This window comes from Chitinivorax tropicus (assembly GCF_014202905.1).
Classification (GTDB): Bacteria; Pseudomonadota; Gammaproteobacteria; order Burkholderiales; family SCOH01; genus Chitinivorax; species Chitinivorax tropicus.
The window spans coordinates 81468-98317 of sequence record NZ_JACHHY010000007.1; the positions used below are offsets into that span (position 1 = coordinate 81468).

22 protein-coding genes are annotated in these 16850 nt (G+C 55.6%); 11 read left to right on the top strand and 11 right to left on the bottom strand.

The window, feature by feature from the left end; translation table 11 throughout:
- Positions 1-5: 5 nt before the first annotated feature.
- Together HNQ59_RS07030 and HNQ59_RS07035 are read right to left on the bottom strand one after the other, a co-directional pair.
- Positions 6-476 carry an outer membrane lipoprotein gene (locus HNQ59_RS07030; RefSeq protein ID WP_246490889.1) on the bottom strand — a complete coding sequence of 157 codons (471 nt, stop codon included), beginning with the start codon at positions 474-476 and terminating at the stop codon, positions 6-8.
- A 31-nt stretch (positions 477-507) separates the two neighbouring features.
- Entirely contained in the window at positions 508-1443 is a 936-nt protein-coding gene (locus HNQ59_RS07035) for a carbohydrate kinase family protein (protein WP_184037014.1), read from the bottom strand.
- A gap of 56 nt (positions 1444-1499) precedes the next feature.
- Between HNQ59_RS07035 and HNQ59_RS07040 the strand changes: the two genes are divergently transcribed.
- Entirely contained in the window at positions 1500-1853 is a 354-nt protein-coding gene (locus tag HNQ59_RS07040) for a PilZ domain-containing protein (protein WP_184037016.1), read from the top strand.
- A 51-nt stretch (positions 1854-1904) separates the two neighbouring features.
- Here HNQ59_RS07040 and HNQ59_RS07045 read toward each other — a convergent pair whose 3' ends face one another.
- The 4 genes from HNQ59_RS07045 to gpmI all read right to left on the bottom strand — a co-directional run bounded on the left by HNQ59_RS07045 (position 1905) and on the right by gpmI (position 6729).
- Positions 1905-2306 carry a hypothetical protein gene (locus tag HNQ59_RS07045; protein WP_184037017.1) on the bottom strand — a complete coding sequence of 134 codons (402 nt, stop codon included), beginning with the start codon at positions 2304-2306 and terminating at the stop codon, positions 1905-1907.
- Positions 2307-2362: 56 nt separating this feature from the next.
- The gene (locus HNQ59_RS07050; RefSeq protein ID WP_184037019.1) at positions 2363-3814 is read right to left on the bottom strand and encodes a S41 family peptidase; all 1452 of its coding nucleotides are present in this window, start codon (positions 3812-3814) and stop codon (positions 2363-2365) included.
- A 75-nt stretch (positions 3815-3889) separates the two neighbouring features.
- Complete coding sequence (locus HNQ59_RS19895) at positions 3890-5206, bottom strand: peptidoglycan DD-metalloendopeptidase family protein (protein ID WP_184037021.1); 1317 nt, start codon at positions 5204-5206, stop codon at positions 3890-3892.
- The gene (gene gpmI / locus HNQ59_RS07060) at positions 5203-6729 is read right to left on the bottom strand and encodes a 2,3-bisphosphoglycerate-independent phosphoglycerate mutase (RefSeq protein WP_184037024.1); all 1527 of its coding nucleotides are present in this window, start codon (positions 6727-6729) and stop codon (positions 5203-5205) included. Before gpmI ends, HNQ59_RS19895 begins: the two co-directional genes overlap by 4 nt.
- Before the next feature lie 260 nt (positions 6730-6989).
- On the opposite strand from gpmI, the gene HNQ59_RS07065 reads away from it, so the two are divergent.
- The 6 genes from HNQ59_RS07065 (at position 6990) to HNQ59_RS07090 (ending at position 10406) form a co-directional block, all read left to right on the top strand.
- Positions 6990-7310: an ArsR/SmtB family transcription factor gene (locus HNQ59_RS07065; RefSeq protein WP_137937083.1), complete on the top strand. Its 321-nt coding sequence runs from the start codon at positions 6990-6992 to the stop codon at positions 7308-7310.
- 159 nt (positions 7311-7469) lie between these two features.
- Complete coding sequence (gene grxC, locus HNQ59_RS07070) at positions 7470-7730, top strand: glutaredoxin 3 (protein WP_184037027.1); 261 nt, start codon at positions 7470-7472, stop codon at positions 7728-7730.
- A 12-nt stretch (positions 7731-7742) separates the two neighbouring features.
- Positions 7743-8165, top strand: a complete 423-nt coding sequence (gene trxC, locus HNQ59_RS07075; protein WP_184037029.1) for a thioredoxin TrxC — start codon at positions 7743-7745, stop codon at positions 8163-8165.
- A 348-nt stretch (positions 8166-8513) separates the two neighbouring features.
- Positions 8514-8981 (top strand): protein-export chaperone SecB, encoded by a 468-nt coding sequence (gene secB / locus HNQ59_RS07080; RefSeq protein ID WP_184037032.1) that lies wholly within the window; start codon positions 8514-8516, stop codon positions 8979-8981.
- A complete protein-coding gene (locus tag HNQ59_RS07085) occupies positions 8950-9411 on the top strand; it encodes an SH3 domain-containing protein (protein ID WP_184037034.1) in 462 nt (153 codons plus the stop codon). The genes secB and HNQ59_RS07085 overlap by 32 nt, the downstream gene beginning before the upstream one ends.
- Positions 9411-10406 carry an NAD(P)H-dependent glycerol-3-phosphate dehydrogenase gene (locus HNQ59_RS07090; RefSeq protein ID WP_184037036.1) on the top strand — a complete coding sequence of 332 codons (996 nt, stop codon included), beginning with the start codon at positions 9411-9413 and terminating at the stop codon, positions 10404-10406. Before HNQ59_RS07085 ends, HNQ59_RS07090 begins: the two co-directional genes overlap by 1 nt.
- Before the next feature lie 98 nt (positions 10407-10504).
- On the opposite strand, the gene HNQ59_RS07095 is transcribed toward HNQ59_RS07090, so the two are convergent.
- Together HNQ59_RS07095 and trmL are read right to left on the bottom strand one after the other, a co-directional pair.
- Entirely contained in the window at positions 10505-11236 is a 732-nt protein-coding gene (locus HNQ59_RS07095; protein WP_184037038.1) for a DUF481 domain-containing protein, read from the bottom strand.
- Positions 11233-11697 (bottom strand): tRNA (uridine(34)/cytosine(34)/5-carboxymethylaminomethyluridine(34)-2'-O)-methyltransferase TrmL, encoded by a 465-nt coding sequence (trmL, locus tag HNQ59_RS07100; RefSeq protein ID WP_184037040.1) that lies wholly within the window; start codon positions 11695-11697, stop codon positions 11233-11235. Before trmL ends, HNQ59_RS07095 begins: the two co-directional genes overlap by 4 nt.
- Before the next feature lie 341 nt (positions 11698-12038).
- On the opposite strand from trmL, the gene HNQ59_RS07105 reads away from it, so the two are divergent.
- A complete protein-coding gene (locus HNQ59_RS07105; RefSeq protein ID WP_184037043.1) occupies positions 12039-12659 on the top strand; it encodes a phosphohydrolase in 621 nt (206 codons plus the stop codon).
- A gap of 7 nt (positions 12660-12666) precedes the next feature.
- Here HNQ59_RS07105 and HNQ59_RS07110 read toward each other — a convergent pair whose 3' ends face one another.
- Positions 12667-13389, bottom strand: coding sequence for a ComFC family protein (locus tag HNQ59_RS07110; RefSeq protein ID WP_221320196.1), 723 nt, complete (start codon positions 13387-13389; stop codon positions 12667-12669).
- Positions 13390-13600: 211 nt separating this feature from the next.
- On the opposite strand from HNQ59_RS07110, the gene HNQ59_RS07115 reads away from it, so the two are divergent.
- Positions 13601-14140, top strand: a complete 540-nt coding sequence (locus tag HNQ59_RS07115; protein ID WP_184037044.1) for a hypothetical protein — start codon at positions 13601-13603, stop codon at positions 14138-14140.
- The gene (locus HNQ59_RS07120) at positions 14127-14372 is read left to right on the top strand and encodes a hypothetical protein (RefSeq protein ID WP_184037047.1); all 246 of its coding nucleotides are present in this window, start codon (positions 14127-14129) and stop codon (positions 14370-14372) included. Before HNQ59_RS07115 ends, HNQ59_RS07120 begins: the two co-directional genes overlap by 14 nt.
- A gap of 74 nt (positions 14373-14446) precedes the next feature.
- Here the strand turns inward: HNQ59_RS07120 and HNQ59_RS07125 are convergent, their stop codons facing one another.
- Positions 14447-14776, bottom strand: coding sequence for a hypothetical protein (locus tag HNQ59_RS07125; RefSeq protein ID WP_184037049.1), 330 nt, complete (start codon positions 14774-14776; stop codon positions 14447-14449).
- 72 nt (positions 14777-14848) lie between these two features.
- A complete protein-coding gene (locus HNQ59_RS07130; RefSeq protein WP_184037052.1) occupies positions 14849-15472 on the bottom strand; it encodes a hypothetical protein in 624 nt (207 codons plus the stop codon).
- A gap of 368 nt (positions 15473-15840) precedes the next feature.
- Between HNQ59_RS07130 and bioB the strand changes: the two genes are divergently transcribed.
- Positions 15841-16830 carry a biotin synthase BioB gene (gene bioB, locus HNQ59_RS07135; RefSeq protein ID WP_184037055.1) on the top strand — a complete coding sequence of 330 codons (990 nt, stop codon included), beginning with the start codon at positions 15841-15843 and terminating at the stop codon, positions 16828-16830.
- The last annotated feature ends 20 nt before the right edge of the window (positions 16831-16850 follow it).

Here is a 16850-nt window from a genome sequence, read left to right on the forward strand (position 1 = left end):
TGGCATCATTCAGGCGTTACACGCGTTGTGCCACCGCGTGAAAGCAGGCGCACTTTGTCACCCTGACGGAACACTTCTTTGGGTGACGCTTCCTGCACAATGGCGATCTCGCGGCCATCTGCCAGTTTCACGGTCACTTCCACACCTTGCTTCTTGCCAATGGCTTTTTCCGTGGCTGCGCCGGCAATACCACCCACAATGGCACCAGCAATGGCGCCAGCTGCACTGCCACGACCTTTGCCCACTTCGCTGCCAGCCAAGCCGCCCAGCGCAGCTCCACCCAATACGCCAACCTGTGATGACTCTCCTTCGAGGATCACTGGGCGTACACTGGTGACGACACCATAGCGGACAGTTTGCTCGCCACGGGCTTCGCTGTGGCTATAGGTATCACCTGTCAACCCACTGGCACAACCACCCAGGATGAGCGCGCTGCTGACCAGGGCCAGCACACATAATTTATTGGTAGACATCATGTTCTCACTCGTAATGGTTTGATACGACTGCTTACCACAATGCCTCATTAAACGCCGCTTGGTAGGCGGTTGCAAGGCTATCCCGATCAAAGGTGTGATTCTGGGGGCCGCGGCAGGCGATTTTCAATGAGCCTAGCAGCGAAGCCAGCCGGCCAGTCTTTTCCCATGACCACTCATGTTCGATGCCATAGATCAAGCCGGCGCGATAGGCGTCACCACAACCCGTTGGATCAACAACGGCAGTGGCGGGCACACTGGGGATCTTCACGACGCGATCTTCGGTGTAGATGTCCGACCCATCTGCGCCGCGTGTCACCACCAGCGCCTTGACCCGTGTGGCAAGCTCCGACAATGTAAGCCCAGTGCGCTCCTGCAGCAGCTGGGCCTCATAATCGTTGACTGCCATATAGTCTGCAAGTTCAATGAAGCTCAATAACTCCTCGCCATTGAACAGCGGCAGGCCCTGGCCCGGATCGAAGATGAAGGGGATGCCTGCATCCTTGAACTCCTGAGCATGCTGGATCATGCCCTGGCGACCATCTGGTGCAATAATGCCAATATCCACGGCTTTCGCGTCGGCAACGTGATTCAGATGAGACTCGGCCATGGCGCCGGGGTGGAATGCGGTAATCTGGTTATCGTCCAGATCTGTTGTGATGAAGGCTTGTGCCGTAAAGCTACCGTGAATACGGTGGACATGGGTCTGTGGAATGCCCAAGGTCTCCAGGCGGATCTGATACGGAGCAAAATCGTCACCGACCGTCGCCATGATCAAGGGCTCGCCGCCCAGCAATTTCAGGTTGTAGGCGATGTTGCCCGCCGTGCCACCAAATTCACGACGCATTTCTGGAACCAGGAAAGACACGCTGAGCATGTGGACTTTCTCCGGCAAAATGTGGTGGCGAAAACGATCCTGAAAGACCATGATGGTGTCAAACGCCATTGAGCCGCAGATCAGCGCATTCATTTTGGTTTCCTTGAGTTGAAATTGGCGGCGATTCTAGCATGAGGGCCTTGTACGATATGGAAAATCGAATACATTCCCGTGCCAAATTGAAGACATGGGTCAAAGTGATTCCGGCAGACGGGCATAGCGTGATCGGCAATATTGAGGATATCTCCGCAGGTGGGATCGGTGTATTGGACAATCAACCATTGCCACCCGGTAAGGACTGCCATGTCATCTTTATGTTGCATGACAATCGTGGCGAGCACTTGTTGCAGGCACGGTGTTTGGTCACGAGCTGTATGCCGGTCAGCGGTACGCATTTTCATCTCGGCCTGCAGTTCCTCGATTTCATCAGCTCCCCATCCGAAACGTTACACGCCATTGACCACTTCCTGACCTGGCAGACCACATTCGGTGAGGAAGCCTAGCAAGGGCGTAATTGGCTGGCGGGTGCTGATGCGCAACCACACCAAAGGTCGCTAGCGATATTTGCGCCATTCTTCCGGCGTGGCGTCATGGTCGCCGTGCGCATGATGTTGCCAGATATGAATGTGGATTTCCTTAGGCTTTTTGATCAGGCGTTCAGGGCATTGCAAGTTGTCCCGTTGCACCTGTTCACAGTAAGTGATCAATGCGCGTTTCAAGCGCATGGTCAAGCTACCATCCAGATGAAAACCTAGCTGCAGCAGCCAAGCCTCGATTTCAGCCAGGCAGTGGTGATGTAGTGAATATTGGACAATCAGCCGGTATCCAGCCGGGTGGCTGATGATCTCAAGTGTGGGTAGATGGCAGAGCAGTTGTGCTGCTTGGCGGGTCTGTTCAGGCGGCCACGGGGCGAACCGTATTTCACGGGTCTTGATGAAGTCGGATGACTCGATCATGGAGGCCTCCCGCACAATCTGAAACAAACGGGCCGCTTGAGCGGCCCGTTGATCAATCAGGATTTGCTGCCTAGTTTGTTGACAACAATCTGCTGCACTTTCAACACATTCAATGCTTGTTGCAGCTGGTAGTCCTGTTTCGAGCCAAATTCGATCGGGCCTTCGGCCTTCGCGTCATCAGCCTTATCGGTCTTGTTGCTTGCTGGCGCCTTGGGCTTGGCCGCAGGTTTGGCTGCTTCTTTGTCCTTGGGTTTATCGCCTGATTTGTCCGGCTCGCCACCTTGGGTGTTTTCCAAGTGGCCGGCCAAGTCCGCTTCCCGGACACGGAAGCCACCGAACCCATCGATCGCGCTGACCCGTGCTTCTTCGACCTCTACATCCGGCACGATACCCTTAGCTTGGATCGAACGGCCATTCGGCGTGTAGTAACGTGCCGTGGTCAGCTTGATGCCGGTGGTGGCTGACAAGGGCAGAACGGTCTGGACCGACCCTTTGCCAAAGGTCTGGGTGCCGACGATGATGGCGCGTTTGTGGTCTTGCAATGCGCCCGCCACAATCTCAGATGCTGAGGCCGAGCCGCCATTGACCAGCACTACCATGGGCAGATTCTTCACATCTTTGGGCAGGTTCTTCAGGGGGTCGTCACCACGCCGCGCGTAATCCTCCTTGGTGGTGGAGCGGCGCATCTTGGCATCCTGCACACGTCCATCGGTATAGACTACCAAGGTATTGCTGGGCAGGAAGGCGGCTGAAACACCAACCGCTGCGTCTAGCAGCCCACCGGGGTCATTGCGCAAGTCCAGTACAAAGCCCTTCAGCGTACCTTTATTTTGCTTGTACAGGCTGTCAATCGCCTTGGCCAGATCCTCTACCGTGTGCTCTTGGAACTGCGAAATGCGTACATAGCCATAGCCGTCGTCCAGCAATTTGTTCCGGACACTTTGCACTTTGATGACGGAGCGGGTCAGTGTAAAGGTCAGTGGTTTGTTCTCACCTTTGCGCGCAACAGTCAGGGTGATGGTGGTATTGGGTTTGCCACGCATCTTTTTGACTGCATCATTGAGCGTCATGCCACGAACATTGGTGTCATCGAGTTTGATGATGTAATCACCGGCGCGCATGCCTGCTTTGAATGCTGGGCTGTCTTCAATCGGAGAGATGACTTTGACGACGCCGTCCTCCATTCCGACTTCCAGCCCCAGGCCACCGAATTCACCTTGTGTGGATTCACGCAGATCTTTGAAGGCGTTCTCATCCAGATAGGCGGAGTGCGGATCGAGACCCGACAACATGCCATTGATCGCCTCGCGGATCAGTTTTTTGTCCTCTACGGGCTCGACATAATCTGCTTTGACACGACCAAACACATCGGTAAAGGCACGCAGATCTTCAACCGGGAGCGGCTGGGGCTCCGCCTTGTCTGCGATGGCGCTGAAGTTGAGGCTCAGTAACACGCCAATCACCACACCGGCAGATACCAAGCTGAATTTCTGAACGTTATTACGCATGAACGCGCCTTGCCTCCTGATACGCTTTTGTTTACGGGTAACCGTTGAATGCCATGTCTGGATCAACCAGCGATGCTAATTGGCCCATTGTGCAGGATTCAATGGTTTACCCAAATGTCTCAATTCAAAGTATAACCCGGTTTCATCAGCCCCGCCGGTATTCCCGGCATGGGCAACGACATCACCGGCGTTGACACGGTCACCAGGCTGTTTGAGTACAGATTCATTGTGGCCATATAGACTCAAATAGCCGCCACCATGATCGATTATCAGCAGGTTGCCAAAGCCACGTAGCCAGTCGGCAAACACGACCCGACCAGTGGCAACGGCATGAATCGGGTCGCTGCTATTGGTCCGGATGAATATTCCTTTCCAGGTGGTGCCACCGTCGCCTCGTGTATCACCAAACCGGTGGCGGATTTCCCCTCGGGCCGGTAAACGGAGCTTGCCTTTGAGCGCGACGAAATTTGCCCCGCTTTGTGAAGCATCCGGTATCTGGTCATTCCGCTCCAGCCGCTCTGGAGGGTTAGATGTCATATTGCCAGGTTTGGTTTCCTGTGCAGGGGGATTGCGATTGGTGTTGGACTGGGCTTTCTGGCGAGCTTTCGCCTGCTCGGCTGCCCGCTTGGCCGCACGTTCACGTTCCGCCTTGGCGCGCTGTTCCGCCAATCTTGCCAGGCGTTCGATCAGCTGGGTCAGTCGTTGCTCATCTGCTTTGAGCTTATCAACCTGCATGCGGCGTGTCTTCAGCTCTGCCGATATCTTGTTGAATGTATCGGCCTTGACCTGTTTTTGCTCTTCCAAGGCTTTTTTGTGCTGACGTTTCTCCAGCTCTAACGATTGCAGCTCGCGTTCTTTGGCTGCCGTCTGTTCCACCAGTTGTTTGAGGGTGACGATCTGTCGCTTCAATTCGCTGATCAGTTTCGCCTCAGCTTCGGCAATGTAGCGGTAATACCCAAGCTCCCGTTGTGCAGAGGCCAGATCCTGATTGGACAGGATCAATTTGATCGCATCCAGCTCGCCGGCGCGGTAGTGGGCAATCAGCAACTTGGCCAATTGCTGCTGCCGACTTTCGACTTCCTGATGGCGGCGCGATAAGTCCTCCTTCAATACCTGCAGCTCCTGGCGGAGCTGTTGATGTTCTCGGCTGAGTTGGCTGAGTGTGCGCCGCGCGGTGGAGATCGCCTGCTCCGAGGCTTTCAATGCATCAGAAGCCTCGGCCTTGACCGCTTCACCCTGCTGAATCTGCTGTTGCAGGTCTTCAATCTGCTGTTTCAGCTCTTGTAGCTCGGCTTTGGAGGTTTCCGACCCCTTGGCCTTGGGCGCCGCGAAGGCAATTGGCGCTGCAGCGGGCAGCGCCAACGATAACAAAGCAATCAGTAATCTTTTCACGCGAATTGAATCAGGGAATGACCCGTCATTTCTGCCGGTTTAGGTAGTCCCATCATGTGCAACAAGGTGGGCGCCACGTCTTGCAAAGCCCCGGTTTCGGCCAGGGTGGCCGGGCGGCCCACATATAAGAAAGGCACCAGATTGGTGGTATGTTGCGTATGCATCTGCCCGCTGACATCATCATGCATCATCTCGGCATTGCCATGGTCGGCAGTGATCAACACCTCCACCCCCGCTTTTTGCGCCGCCTCGACAACACGGCCCAGGCATTGATCCAGTGTCTCGATGGCGCGTTTGGCGGCATCAAATATCCCAGTGTGGCCTACCATGTCACCATTGGCATAGTTGCAGATCATAGCGGCATATTGCCCGCTCTCAATGGCTGCTACCAGCTTGTCAGTTACCTCAAATGCACTCATCTCGGGTTGCAGATCGTAGGTAGCCACCTTGGGAGAGGGGATCAGGATACGATCTTCACCAGGGAAGGGCTGCTCTTCGCCGCCACTCAGGAAATAAGTGACATGTGGATACTTTTCAGTTTCAGCAATGCGCAATTGCTTCAGCCCTTGATTGGCCAAGTATTCACCGAGTGTATTGCTGAAGTGTTGTGGCGGGAATGCGACTGGGTTGGTATAGGCCTCCCCATAACTGGACATTGAACAAAAATAGGACAGGTTGGGTGTGGCCTTGCGAGGAAAACCATCAAAAGTCTTCCAATTCAGGGCCTGAGTCAGCTGGCGGGCGCGATCGGCGCGGAAATTGATGAAAATCACCGCATCTCCATCCCGTATCGGCAACGCTTGGCCAATGATGGTGGGTTTGACGAATTCATCGTTCTCACCACGCTCATAAGCAGCGGCCAAGCCCTGTGATGCTGTAGCTGCCTGGTATGCAGCCACACCCTGCGTCAGCATGTCATAGACTGGCTCGACGCGCTCCCAGCGCTTGTCGCGATCCATGGCGAAGTAGCGCCCAGACAAGGTGGCAATGCGGCCACCGTACTCCTTGCAAGCGGCTTCCAGCTTGGCCAGGTAGGCTTCCGCGCTACGAGGTGGCGTATCACGCCCATCCAGAAACGCATGTACGGCTATGGCAGACAAGCCATGTTGAGCGGCCAGTTTGAGCAAGGCAAACAGATGGTTTTCGTGGCTGTGCACACCGCCATCCGATACCAGACCCATCAGATGTAAAGTGCCACCCGTCCGTTTTGCCTGTTGAACCGCCTCAACCAGCGTGGGGTTGTCGAAGAACGCACCGGTTTCGATATCGTAATCGATGCGTGAAATGTCCTGACGAATGACCCGTCCAGCGCCGATGTTCAGGTGCCCGACTTCTGAATTGCCAAACTGATGTGCCGGCAACCCCACAAATTGCTCAGAAGCATTGATGGTGGTGTAAGGATAGCGCTGACACAAGCTGTCCCAGTTGGGCTTATGCGCATGCAAGATCGCGTTATCGTCGCCTTCGAGGCGATGACCAAAGCCATCGAGAATCAACAAAACAACAGGTTTAACAGTGTTCATATCAGTAACAAGCTTTCACCGGACGAAGAGCATGTGATATTTTACCAGTGAAAATGGCCCGCCCAATCAGGAAATGCACGAAGCACTCTCGGTTTATCCAAAAAGGTGTTATGTTTACGCCCCTAGTCTGGTACTTGGATGCATGCAAATTGGCTTGAATGGCAATTGCAAGGCTGGTATCATTAGAATATTCTAATACCAATCCGCCCTGGCTTTTTGTCAAGAGCGGGTGTGCAGACTTTTTTGGGGAACGCTGAATTATGACTCAAGACACCGCCGACGATTTGTTGGTGATGGATGACCAGATCGAGCAGGCATCACGCGCCATGAAGGCGATGTCGCATCCGATTCGCCTGAAGATTCTTTATGTTCTCGGTGATCGGGAAGTCAGCGTTCAGGATATCGTTGACCAGGTCGGCACCTCCCAAAGCAATATCTCTCAGCACCTGGCCATCATGCGCGACAAAGGCGTGTTGCGCACCCGAAAGGATGCCAACCGTGTCTACTACCGTGTGGGCGATGCGCGCACCCTGGAGGTGATCGGGATGATCCACGATGTATTCTGTGGTTTCACCAAGTAACGGTCAGCCCATATTCCGACAAACGGCCTGCAAATGCAGGCCGTTTGTCATTTCTGCGCTTGAATTTACACCAATCACCATCACATATATGTTTTGCGGTTTTTGTCGGCATGGGTAGCCTGTCATGCCCCCGTTCATGTATGTAATAAGGAGTGTGCTGTGGCTGAAGTTGTGATGTATTCCACCGTTGTCTGCCCATACTGTGTGGCAGCTGAGCGACTGTTGACCAGTAAAGGCGTGGGTGAAATCCGTAAGATCCTGATCGACCAGGACCCGGCATTGCGTGATGAAATGATCGAGCGGACAGGGCGTCGCACTGTGCCCCAGATTTTCATTGGGGATCATCATGTCGGTGGTTTTGATGATCTGTCTGCATTGGATCGGGCGGGCGGCTTGCAGCCTTTGCTGGCAGGCGAGTGAAAAGGAGTCGTCATGCACCTGGTCTGCTCACAGTGTTTCGGCATCAACAACGTACCAGATGAACGGCTGGAGGATGCGCCCAAGTGCGGCCATTGCAAACAACCAGTCCTGTCAGCCGCTCCTGTCGAGTTGGATGCATCCAATTTTGACCGTTTTATCGGGCATAATGGTCTGCCGGTAGTGGTGGATTTCTGGGCTCCATGGTGTGGCCCATGCCGCTCGTTTGCACCGCTGTTTGCCCAGGCTGCGGCGGTGGAAATGGCCCATTTCCGCTTCGCCAAGGTGGACACCGAGGCGCACCATGCGCTGGCAGCGCGGTTTGGTATTCGCAGCATTCCTACTCTGGCCATCTTTCGGGATGGGCAAGAGGTGGATCGTGTCTCGGGTGCGTTGCCCCCGAGGCAGTTTGCGGAATGGCTGGCGGAGCATGCCTAGGTTTCATTGATTCGGTTTCACGGCTCGCGTGGTTGTCGTCAATCGCCTGTATGGATGGTGGTAAGGTGTGCGTTGTCAACGGGCTTAAGCTCAAAATCAGGCTGATGTCGGCCATGAATTTGTGACAACATAAGCTAAATGTTTGATTTCCATCATTCCTTTTGTGGCGGAAACGGCCTCTGCGCCCCTGATGAGCCGCTGATGGGGCTGATTGCCTGATTCCCCTTGTATTGAAAGGAAAACATGGCAATTGGCGGTAGGGAAGTGCGTCCCTTGGCTGGGCTCAAGATTCGTGAGATGATTGCAGCCTGCTTTACCTTTTATTGAAACATCATTCAGGACAATATAATGAGCGACCAACAACAGAGCGAACAACAACCGGTGTTCCAGATCGAGAAAATTTATGTCAGAGACATGTCGCTGGAAATCCCGCATGCACCGCAAGTGTTCCTCGACCGCAGCCAGCCTGAAATCGATATGCAGCTGCGTACCAACAGCACCAAGATCGACGAAGGCTACTATGAGAACGTGCTGACGGTGACCGTGACTGCCAAGGCGGGCGACAAGACCATGTTCCTGGCTGAAGCATCCCAAGCTGGTATCTTCCAGATCCGCAATGTGCCGGAGGAGGACATGAGCCCGATCCTGGGTATTGGTTGCCCGAACATTCTGTTCCCATACGTCCGTGAGACCATTTCTGATATGGTGAACCGCGCTGGCTTCCCGCCGGTGATCCTGGCACCGATCAACTTCGAAGTATTGTATGCACAACAACAGGCTTCGAATGAACAGCAAGCACCTGCTGCTACTCACTAAGCTGTTGCTGTCCTGGCTGCCGGCATGCCTGCCGGCGGCTGCTTCTGCTCTCGACTTCCAGTCGGTCGCCCCCGGTGTGGCCATCCTGCGCACCGCGCCATCTGTTCAAGCCAAACCTATATTTGTACTAAGCCGCGCTACGCCGCTCGAAGTCATGTTGTTGGATGGCGATTGGGCCAAGGTGCGGGATCGCGACGGCACCATGGGTTGGCTCGAACGAAAACGGCTGTCCACCCGGAGCATGGTGGTGGTGAATCTCAAGCGCACCGTGGTTCGCGCCAAAGCCGATGAGTCGGCATCTGTTTTGTTCGAAGTTGAGAAAGACGTATTGTTGGAAGCGCTGGAGCGTCCAAACAGCGGATGGGTCAAGGTCAGGCTGCAAAACGGCCCGGTTGGCTTCATCCGTTTGAATGAGATCTGGGGAATGTGATGAAACTTGCGGTATTGGGTGCGGGTGCCTGGGGCACTGCGTTGGCAATCAGCTTCGCACGTAAGCACGATGTGACGCTGTGGGGGCGGAATACAGATCACATGGCGGCATTGGCTGCAGATCGGCTCAATCGTCAATACCTGCCAGAGTGTCCGTTTCCGGAGGGTTTGAAGATCACCGCTGATCTGGCAGCGGCGCTCGCAGGGGCGGAGCTGATCATGATTGTGACCGCCAGTGCAGGTTTGCGCAGCACCCTGAAGCAGGTGGTTGCGCTGATGCCCTCGCTGGTGCCAGTGGTGTGGGCCTGCAAGGGGTTCGAGGCGCAGACTGCGTTGTTACCGCATAAAGTGGTGGAGCAAGAGCTGCCGGCGGGGGTGCCTTCTGCAGTCCTGTCCGGGCCGAGCTTTGCCAAGGAAGTCGGGCTGGGTTTACCTGCTGCGGTCACCATTGCCAGTCATGACAAAGCATTTGCGGTTGAATTGGCTGCCAAATTGCACAGCAGCCGTCTGCGGATGTATTCGAGCGATGATGTGGTGGGTGTGGAAGTGGGTGGGGCGGTCAAGAATGTCATGGCGATTGCTGCGGGGATCGCTGATGGTATGAAGCTTGGGCATAACGCCCGGGCGGCGCTGATCACGCGTGGCCTGGCGGAAATCACCCGCTTGGGGGTGAAGCTGGGTGGCCGTGTCGAGACATTCATGGGCCTGGCCGGGGTAGGGGATTTGATCCTGACCTGTACAGGCGATCTGTCGCGCAACCGCCGGGTCGGGTTGTTGATGGCGGAAGGCAAGAAGCTTGACCAGATCTTGCATGACTTGGGACATGTCGCAGAGGGTGTGGCATCTGCACGGGAAATTCTACGGCTGGCGCAGGAGAATGGGGTCGAGATGCCGATCACCCATTCGGTCTGCCGTGCGCTATTTGATGATGAGCCGGTGCCAAAAGTCCTGGATTCGTTACTGGAGCGGCAATCCAAGCCGGAATTCCATCATTGATGTGAAATCCATCGATGTGAAGTCATCACAAGTGAAAATGGCTGAGCGTGCTCAGCCATTTTTGTTTACCTGGCTACGAATCGCGCTGGTGGAATGGTCTAGAAGCTATACACCACGGTCACGCGGGTTTCGGTTTCGATTTCTGATTGGGTATTGGGGATCTTGTTCTCGCGGGTGTTGGTCACGCCCACCTTCAGTGCCAGGGTCTTGCTCAACGAATTGCGGATACTGAGCTCCAGGTGCGAGACGCCTACTTGGCGTCCCGCTTCGATGGTGGCTTCTTGAACCAAAGAGGTCTGCTCCGTCAGCTTCCATTCCAGCTCTTCCGCAACGTGCAGCAAGGCCTCGCGCTCAGTAGGCCCGGGGGAGCGTCGGTTCCAGCGGACGCCTGGGCCGATCTCCAAAGCCAGCTCGGATGCCTCGGTGGGTTTGAAATAACGGCCAATGCCAACGACCAATGAAGGCATGTTCTGATAATACGCAAAGCGGTTGTAGCGATTGCGCACCAGCACAAAGCGATAGTCGTCTTGCGGGGCATCGGCAAACTCTGATTTCAAGCTGAACTTGTAGCGTGCTGAGGAGACGCTGCGGTGGTTGTCCTCCCGGTCACGCTTCTGCTGGTAGCGTCCGTCCAGCTGGATGCGATCGCTCCGGCCCAGGGTCTGGTGATAGAGGTCGATTTCACCCAGCCACAGCTGGCCGCTGTCATTTCCGCTGGTCAAATGCATGCCGATCTCTACATCACCATTCCAGCCAGCTTCGGGTGAGGCGTCAGCCAGCGCTGACTGGCTGACCAGGCAGGCTGCCAATAAGGCAATGCCGGTTTTCATGCGGCACCTCCGAATCCGTTCTGGCGCCATGCCTCGTAGACGATGACGGCTACTGCGTTTGATAGATTCAGGCTGCGGTTGTTGGGCATCATCGGTAGCTTGATGCGTTGCTCGGGTGGAAACCCGTCGCGGATATCGGCGGGCAGGCCAGCTGTTTCCTGGCCGAACAACAAGGCGTCACCAGGGCGGAAGGCAATCTGATCGTGGCGGGTCGAGCCTTTGGTGGTGGCGGCAAAGATACGGCTGGGGTCGAAATGGGTCAGACAGTCCGCCCAGTTTTCGTGTACTTTCATGTTGGCGTATTCGTGATAATCCAACCCGGCGCGGCGCATCCTGGCATCATCCAGAGGGAATCCCAGTGGTTTGACCAGATGCAGCTGGCAGCCTGTATTGGCGGATAGCCGGATGATATTGCCGGTGTTGGGCGGAATCTCCGGCTGAAAAAGAATGATGTGGAACATACGGGCGGCAACAGCAATGGCAAAAGCTGACTATTTTATATGGACGGTGCGATTTAGTCGTGCCGTTATGCCGATTGGTTCCCGGTGCGGCGGAACCGCAGCCGGTGAAATCTGCGATCAGGCAGTCCGTTGGAAGCGAGGGCTGGTGCCATGTCAATGCGGTGCTTGACGATGTGCGCAGCCATGCCATGTACCCCGGCAGCTCAACTGCCGACGAGGCGACCCAGCTTGACGCGCCATGGCTGGCAACCGATCATGCACAGCCTTGCCATGCACCTGCATATGCTTGATATGAATTGGAACCCTGCTTTGGAAACCCCACATGTTGCATCGAGGTGGGCATGAGCCATACCCGCGCCTGGGTGCGCCTGCCATCAGGTAAACGGCTGGATTTGCTGAACCCTACGCCGTTCGACTGGGAAGACCAAGATCTCGCACTAGGTCTGGCTCGCACCTATCGTTGGGGGGGGCACTCTGCTTGGCCTCTGCCGTTGTCCGTGGCGCAGCACTCGTTGACAGTCATGTTATTGAGGCGGCAATGGGCAACCACACCGCTCGACCCGGTGATCGAGCTGCGGGAGCTGATGCACGATGCGGATGAGGGTTTGTTGGGGTTCGATTGCATCTCAGTGTTGAAACCCTTTCTTGGTGAAAGGTTCCGCGCGCTGGCAACCCGGCTGGAGGCGGCGGTCTTCCTGCGGTATGGGCTGCCTGCCTGGACTGCCGAGGAGAAGCGCATCCACAAGCGGGCAGACCGCGTGGCGGCGGCGAGTGAGGCGCTGCATGTTGTTGGCTGGCAACAGCAGGAAATCCGACAGACATTGAAAATACGCTACCAACCACTGCAGGAAGACGTGCTGCAATCCGTCTATGGTGGCACCGCATGGGAGCCATGGACGCCCACCGTTGCCGCAGAGCGGTTTCTGGCTGAGCTGGGGCGCCTGAAGCAAGCCCTGGCTTGATGCCCACTCAGCGCCGCTGTGGCAAGGTGCGTGCCAGAATCAGACACGACACCCGAAGAGCTCCCCATCGTTTCAGGGTCAATGCGGCCTCATGCAAAGTCGCACCAGAAGTCATCACATCATCCACCAACAGGATGTGCAAGCCTCGCACAGGGTTGATGCATTCAAAAGCGCCTTTCAGATTCCTGGCGCGGTCTGCTTGCGACTGATGATGTTGCGGTGCCGTATCTCGGATCTTGATCAGATGCTGGGTGCTGAGCGGCCAGCCCTGCGCCGCCCAGGGCCGGATCAACTCATACGCCTGATTGAAGCCGCGCTCGCGTAACCGCTCGGTTGCAAGCGGCACTGGGATGAGCAGATCAGGCCGCTCAACTGGGCGTGCTCGTGTCAACAAGTCGCTCAACAAGGGCTGCAAAGCCAACCGGTGCTGAAATTTGTACGCACGCACCAGTGCATCCAAGGGAAAGTCAAAGCTCAAGCTGCTGTATGTGGCATCGAATGCTGGCGGGGCGCGTAGGCACTGGCCACAGATCCGTCCCTCAAAGGTCGGCAGCGCGCACACCGGACAACGCGCCGGGGCCAGCCAGGGCAGATCCCGTAAACACCCCTCACACAGATAAGCATCCGTGATGCCATCACCACACAACACACATTGATACGGAATCCACCCCAGGCCACGCCGCCCGAGCAGGCATAACTGATGGTAGACAGCGGCAAGGTAGCTCAACATGAGAGCGGTATAGCACAGCAGCCCGTCTCTTGTGATTTTGAGTTGATCAAGTGTGCAGCGGCAGGGCTGCACTGGCGGTCATAACCATATATAGTGGTGATATCCAGTGGCTGGCAGGCTTGGGCCAGCAATCTGTCGTGCCCGATGACAGCGGCCTGGACGTGGCTCCAATCAGGCTCGAATGACAAACACCTCTTCATGTGTGGTCATCATGAATGCTGCTACATTCCGTGCACACTGGTTCTACTTCATTGCCCCTTTCATCTTGCTTGCAGATGGACATCTCTGGCTGACCACCCTCGGGGCAATCGAACGACTGGGCGAGGCAGCCTTATTGCTGGATCTGACAGTATTGATACCCTGTCTGTATTGGCTGTGTTATCGACAACAAGGCCGTCAAGCCGTCATCCGTGCCGCTGCGCTGGCATGCCTGGGCATCTGGGCCGTCACACAGCTCATTCCAGAGGCGGATCGAACACTGCTCAACTATATTGCACCACTAAGGTACCTTGGCTTGGCCGCGCTCATCGGGGTCGAGCTGATCGTAGTCATGGCCATTTATCGGCGTATTTTCAAAGGCGGCTCGGTAGAGCAAGCCATCGCCCAGGTGCCTGACATCCCACCTGGGTTGGCCAGATGGCTGGCCTTGGAGGCGGCTTTCTGGCTCAAAGTATGGGGCATGCTGAAGAGGGCTGCACGCAAATCATTGAAAGACAACCATGACACAGGGCGGCGAGATGACATCCAATGAAAAACGATACTGGTTCCCCGCGAAACGCTTCGGCTGGGGTTGGGGGGTGCCAATCACTTGGCAAGGTTGGGCTGTCCTGCTTGTCTATCTGGGCCTGATATGGGGTGGTGCCGCAGCATTGCTGGCCAGCCATGGCGTGTTTGTCTTCATGGTGTACACCAGCATACTGACCGCCGTGTTTCTGGCAATTTGCCAGCGCAAAGGAGAGCCATTGCACCGGGGCGGCAAATGACTGCTTGGTGGGAAGGAAGCAGACTTGCTTCTGCACTCAACAGCAGGATGCTGGCGGGTATCCGGCCCTGCGTGTCATTTTTTCAGATAGCCCGCAACCGCAGCGGCGATCAGGATAGCGGGTGACAGGAAAGCACTGATGACATAGACAGCGCCCCCTTCTGCACGTAGCGCAGGCCCTACATCCGGAGAATACAGCTCCATCAGCACAGCAGCTAGCCAGAGCAAGGGGGCGGGGATCACCAATGCAATCAACCATTTCCGAAACCGTGATGCAGCAAAGCAAACAGCCGCCGCCACCAGACCGACCGCCCAGATGCTTGGCAATGATGGCTCCTTGTCCAACACCTCTGCATGGACAAACGCAGGGCAGGCCACAAGCACCAGTAAGATTTTCTTAAACATAACGGACAGTCAAGTCACTTTGAATGCAGATCACCAAAGTGGCCTGTTGATTCACCTCGTCGGCTGATTTGCTTAAAACCTACTCGGTTTACCAAGACCCTTCAGCTTTGCCTCGACAAGGGGAAATGTGAACTGCTTCATGGTTGGGTGTTTCGTTGTCAACGCTGCAACCATCTGTGTGATCGTGTGCTTTCCTTTACCAATGATGTTGTTCAGATGCAGAACGTAATTGTCCACGATTGGGCTGTTAGGCTGTTGGTAGACAGCCATCAAAATGTCGCGTAACGGCTCCCTTGGCGGCCCCCACGACAATGTCAGGATATTGATAGCATCGTAGATTTCCCTGTTGAATGGGCAGAGTGTCGCTATCGATGTGCTTGTTGTGCGGGTGGAGGACTGGGTGCTGGTCTTTGAGTTTGTGTGTTCCTCTTTCAGTGGGTTGAACAATGGCGGCTCAGTTGTTCCAGTCAGTCGGTAGAAATCGGCAGCGCAACTGTAGCCGACATGGAACAAACCCGTGTCTGTAGGTTCGGCACGATTCGTAAAGGCAAAGGTGTGGCATTCTCGTTTGATTGGGCCGCAGCACCCATCAAATACCAGACCTTCGAACAGAATTGTGCGTGAGACAGGGGCAATTTGGTACTGACGTACCAAGTTATTACGATTGTCTTCACCTCGGCAGTTTGGGAAGGGCATAATTTTTCTCAAGTGCGGTGAATATGGACACGATGTGCCCATGGTGTTGGGGTGCCACAACATATCTCGCCTTGCTCGCCAGCGGCAAACATATCAAATATGTCCAATATGGCAATTGAACATATTTCAATGGCTTGCCAAAGGGCCCTCCATTTCTGGTCCGGTCAATATCATGCGGCTGTGTGGTCGGCATCTTCCATGTGTTGGTTTGTCAGCTGTCCATCAAGTGGAAGGCTTAGGGGTGGTGAGTTTTTGATTGATTTGCTTATTTTTTGTGCAATTGTTTAGTGTCAAAACTCAATAAATTGACAATTGCTCGCGCTTTCTTTGAAGATGGCTCGCAAATTCAATCTCGGGTCGCTTTACACATGAACGATACTGTCCTGCAATTTCAACGTACGAGCCAAGCGGTGCCTCACCCCAGCCAGGAGAGCTGGACGGTTGAGGCGGTGGTGGCGCTGTTCGATCTGCCATTCAACGATCTGTTGTTCCGTGCGCAAACGGTTCACCGTGCGCATTTCGATCCGAACAAGGTGCAGTTATCGACCTTGTTGAGTATCAAGACGGGAGGCTGTCCGGAGGACTGTGGTTATTGCCCGCAGTCGGTGCGGCACAATACCGGGTTGGAGGCGGAGGCGACGTTGTCGCTGGATGCGGTGCTGGATGCGGCCAGGGCGGCAAAGGATGCGGGCGCGAGCCGTTTCTGCATGGGCGGGGCGTGGCGCGGCCCGAAGCAGAAGGATCTGGATCAGGTCAAGGAGATGATCCGGGGCGTGAAGGCGCTGGGGCTGGAGACCTGTGGCACCTTTGGCATGTTGAAGGAGGGCCAGGCGGAGCAGCTGCGCGATGCGGGGCTGGACTACTACAACCATAATCTCGATACGGCGCCGGAAAAGTACGGCGATATCATTCAGACACGTCAATATGAAGACCGGCTGGATACCTTGCGCAAGGTGCGTGAGGCAGGTATGAATGTGTGCTGTGGCGGGATCGTGGGCATGGGTGAAACGCGCCATGAGCGTGCTGGCCTGATTGCACAGCTGGCCAATCTGACCCCAGCGCCGGAGTCGGTGCCGATCAACAATCTGGTGCAGGTGCCGGGCACACCGCTGGCGGGCTCGGAAAAGCTGGATTGGACAGAATTTGTGCGTACCATTGCAGTGGCTCGCATCACCATGCCGTCTTCGTTCGTGCGTTTGTCGGCGGGCCGGCAGGAGATGGATGAGGCGACCCAGGCTTTGTGTTTCCTGGCGGGGGCCAATTCGATTTTCTATGGCGATAAGTTGTTGACCACCGGCAACCCGGAAGTTGAACGGGATCAACGCTTGCTTGCTAAACTGAATCTGGAGCCGTTGTAAGCCGCGTGGCTGCTTTGGGC

Coding starts and splice junctions, on each gene's coding strand:
- gpmI (WP_184037024.1), bottom strand. CDS start 6,729: ATGAACACTGTTAAACCTGTTGTTTTGTTGATTCTCGATGGCTTTGGT.
- HNQ59_RS07120 (WP_184037047.1), top strand. CDS start 14,127: ATGACATCCAATGAAAAACGATACTGGTTCCCCGCGAAACGCTTCGGC.
- HNQ59_RS07110 (WP_221320196.1), bottom strand. CDS start 13,389: ATGTTGAGCTACCTTGCCGCTGTCTACCATCAGTTATGCCTGCTCGGG.
- HNQ59_RS07030 (WP_246490889.1), bottom strand. CDS start 476: ATGATGTCTACCAATAAATTATGTGTGCTGGCCCTGGTCAGCAGCGCG.
- HNQ59_RS07090 (WP_184037036.1), top strand. CDS start 9,411: ATGAAACTTGCGGTATTGGGTGCGGGTGCCTGGGGCACTGCGTTGGCA.
- HNQ59_RS07105 (WP_184037043.1), top strand. CDS start 12,039: ATGAGCCATACCCGCGCCTGGGTGCGCCTGCCATCAGGTAAACGGCTG.
- HNQ59_RS07125 (WP_184037049.1), bottom strand. CDS start 14,776: ATGTTTAAGAAAATCTTACTGGTGCTTGTGGCCTGCCCTGCGTTTGTC.
- HNQ59_RS07040 (WP_184037016.1), top strand. CDS start 1,500: ATGGAAAATCGAATACATTCCCGTGCCAAATTGAAGACATGGGTCAAA.
- trmL (WP_184037040.1), bottom strand. CDS start 11,697: ATGTTCCACATCATTCTTTTTCAGCCGGAGATTCCGCCCAACACCGGC.
- HNQ59_RS07115 (WP_184037044.1), top strand. CDS start 13,601: ATGAATGCTGCTACATTCCGTGCACACTGGTTCTACTTCATTGCCCCT.
- HNQ59_RS07085 (WP_184037034.1), top strand. CDS start 8,950: ATGAACAGCAAGCACCTGCTGCTACTCACTAAGCTGTTGCTGTCCTGG.
- HNQ59_RS07095 (WP_184037038.1), bottom strand. CDS start 11,236: ATGAAAACCGGCATTGCCTTATTGGCAGCCTGCCTGGTCAGCCAGTCA.
- HNQ59_RS07050 (WP_184037019.1), bottom strand. CDS start 3,814: ATGCGTAATAACGTTCAGAAATTCAGCTTGGTATCTGCCGGTGTGGTG.
- HNQ59_RS07130 (WP_184037052.1), bottom strand. CDS start 15,472: ATGCCCTTCCCAAACTGCCGAGGTGAAGACAATCGTAATAACTTGGTA.
- secB (WP_184037032.1), top strand. CDS start 8,514: ATGAGCGACCAACAACAGAGCGAACAACAACCGGTGTTCCAGATCGAG.
- bioB (WP_184037055.1), top strand. CDS start 15,841: ATGAACGATACTGTCCTGCAATTTCAACGTACGAGCCAAGCGGTGCCT.
- trxC (WP_184037029.1), top strand. CDS start 7,743: ATGCACCTGGTCTGCTCACAGTGTTTCGGCATCAACAACGTACCAGAT.
- HNQ59_RS07045 (WP_184037017.1), bottom strand. CDS start 2,306: ATGATCGAGTCATCCGACTTCATCAAGACCCGTGAAATACGGTTCGCC.
- HNQ59_RS07065 (WP_137937083.1), top strand. CDS start 6,990: ATGACTCAAGACACCGCCGACGATTTGTTGGTGATGGATGACCAGATC.
- HNQ59_RS07035 (WP_184037014.1), bottom strand. CDS start 1,443: ATGAATGCGCTGATCTGCGGCTCAATGGCGTTTGACACCATCATGGTC.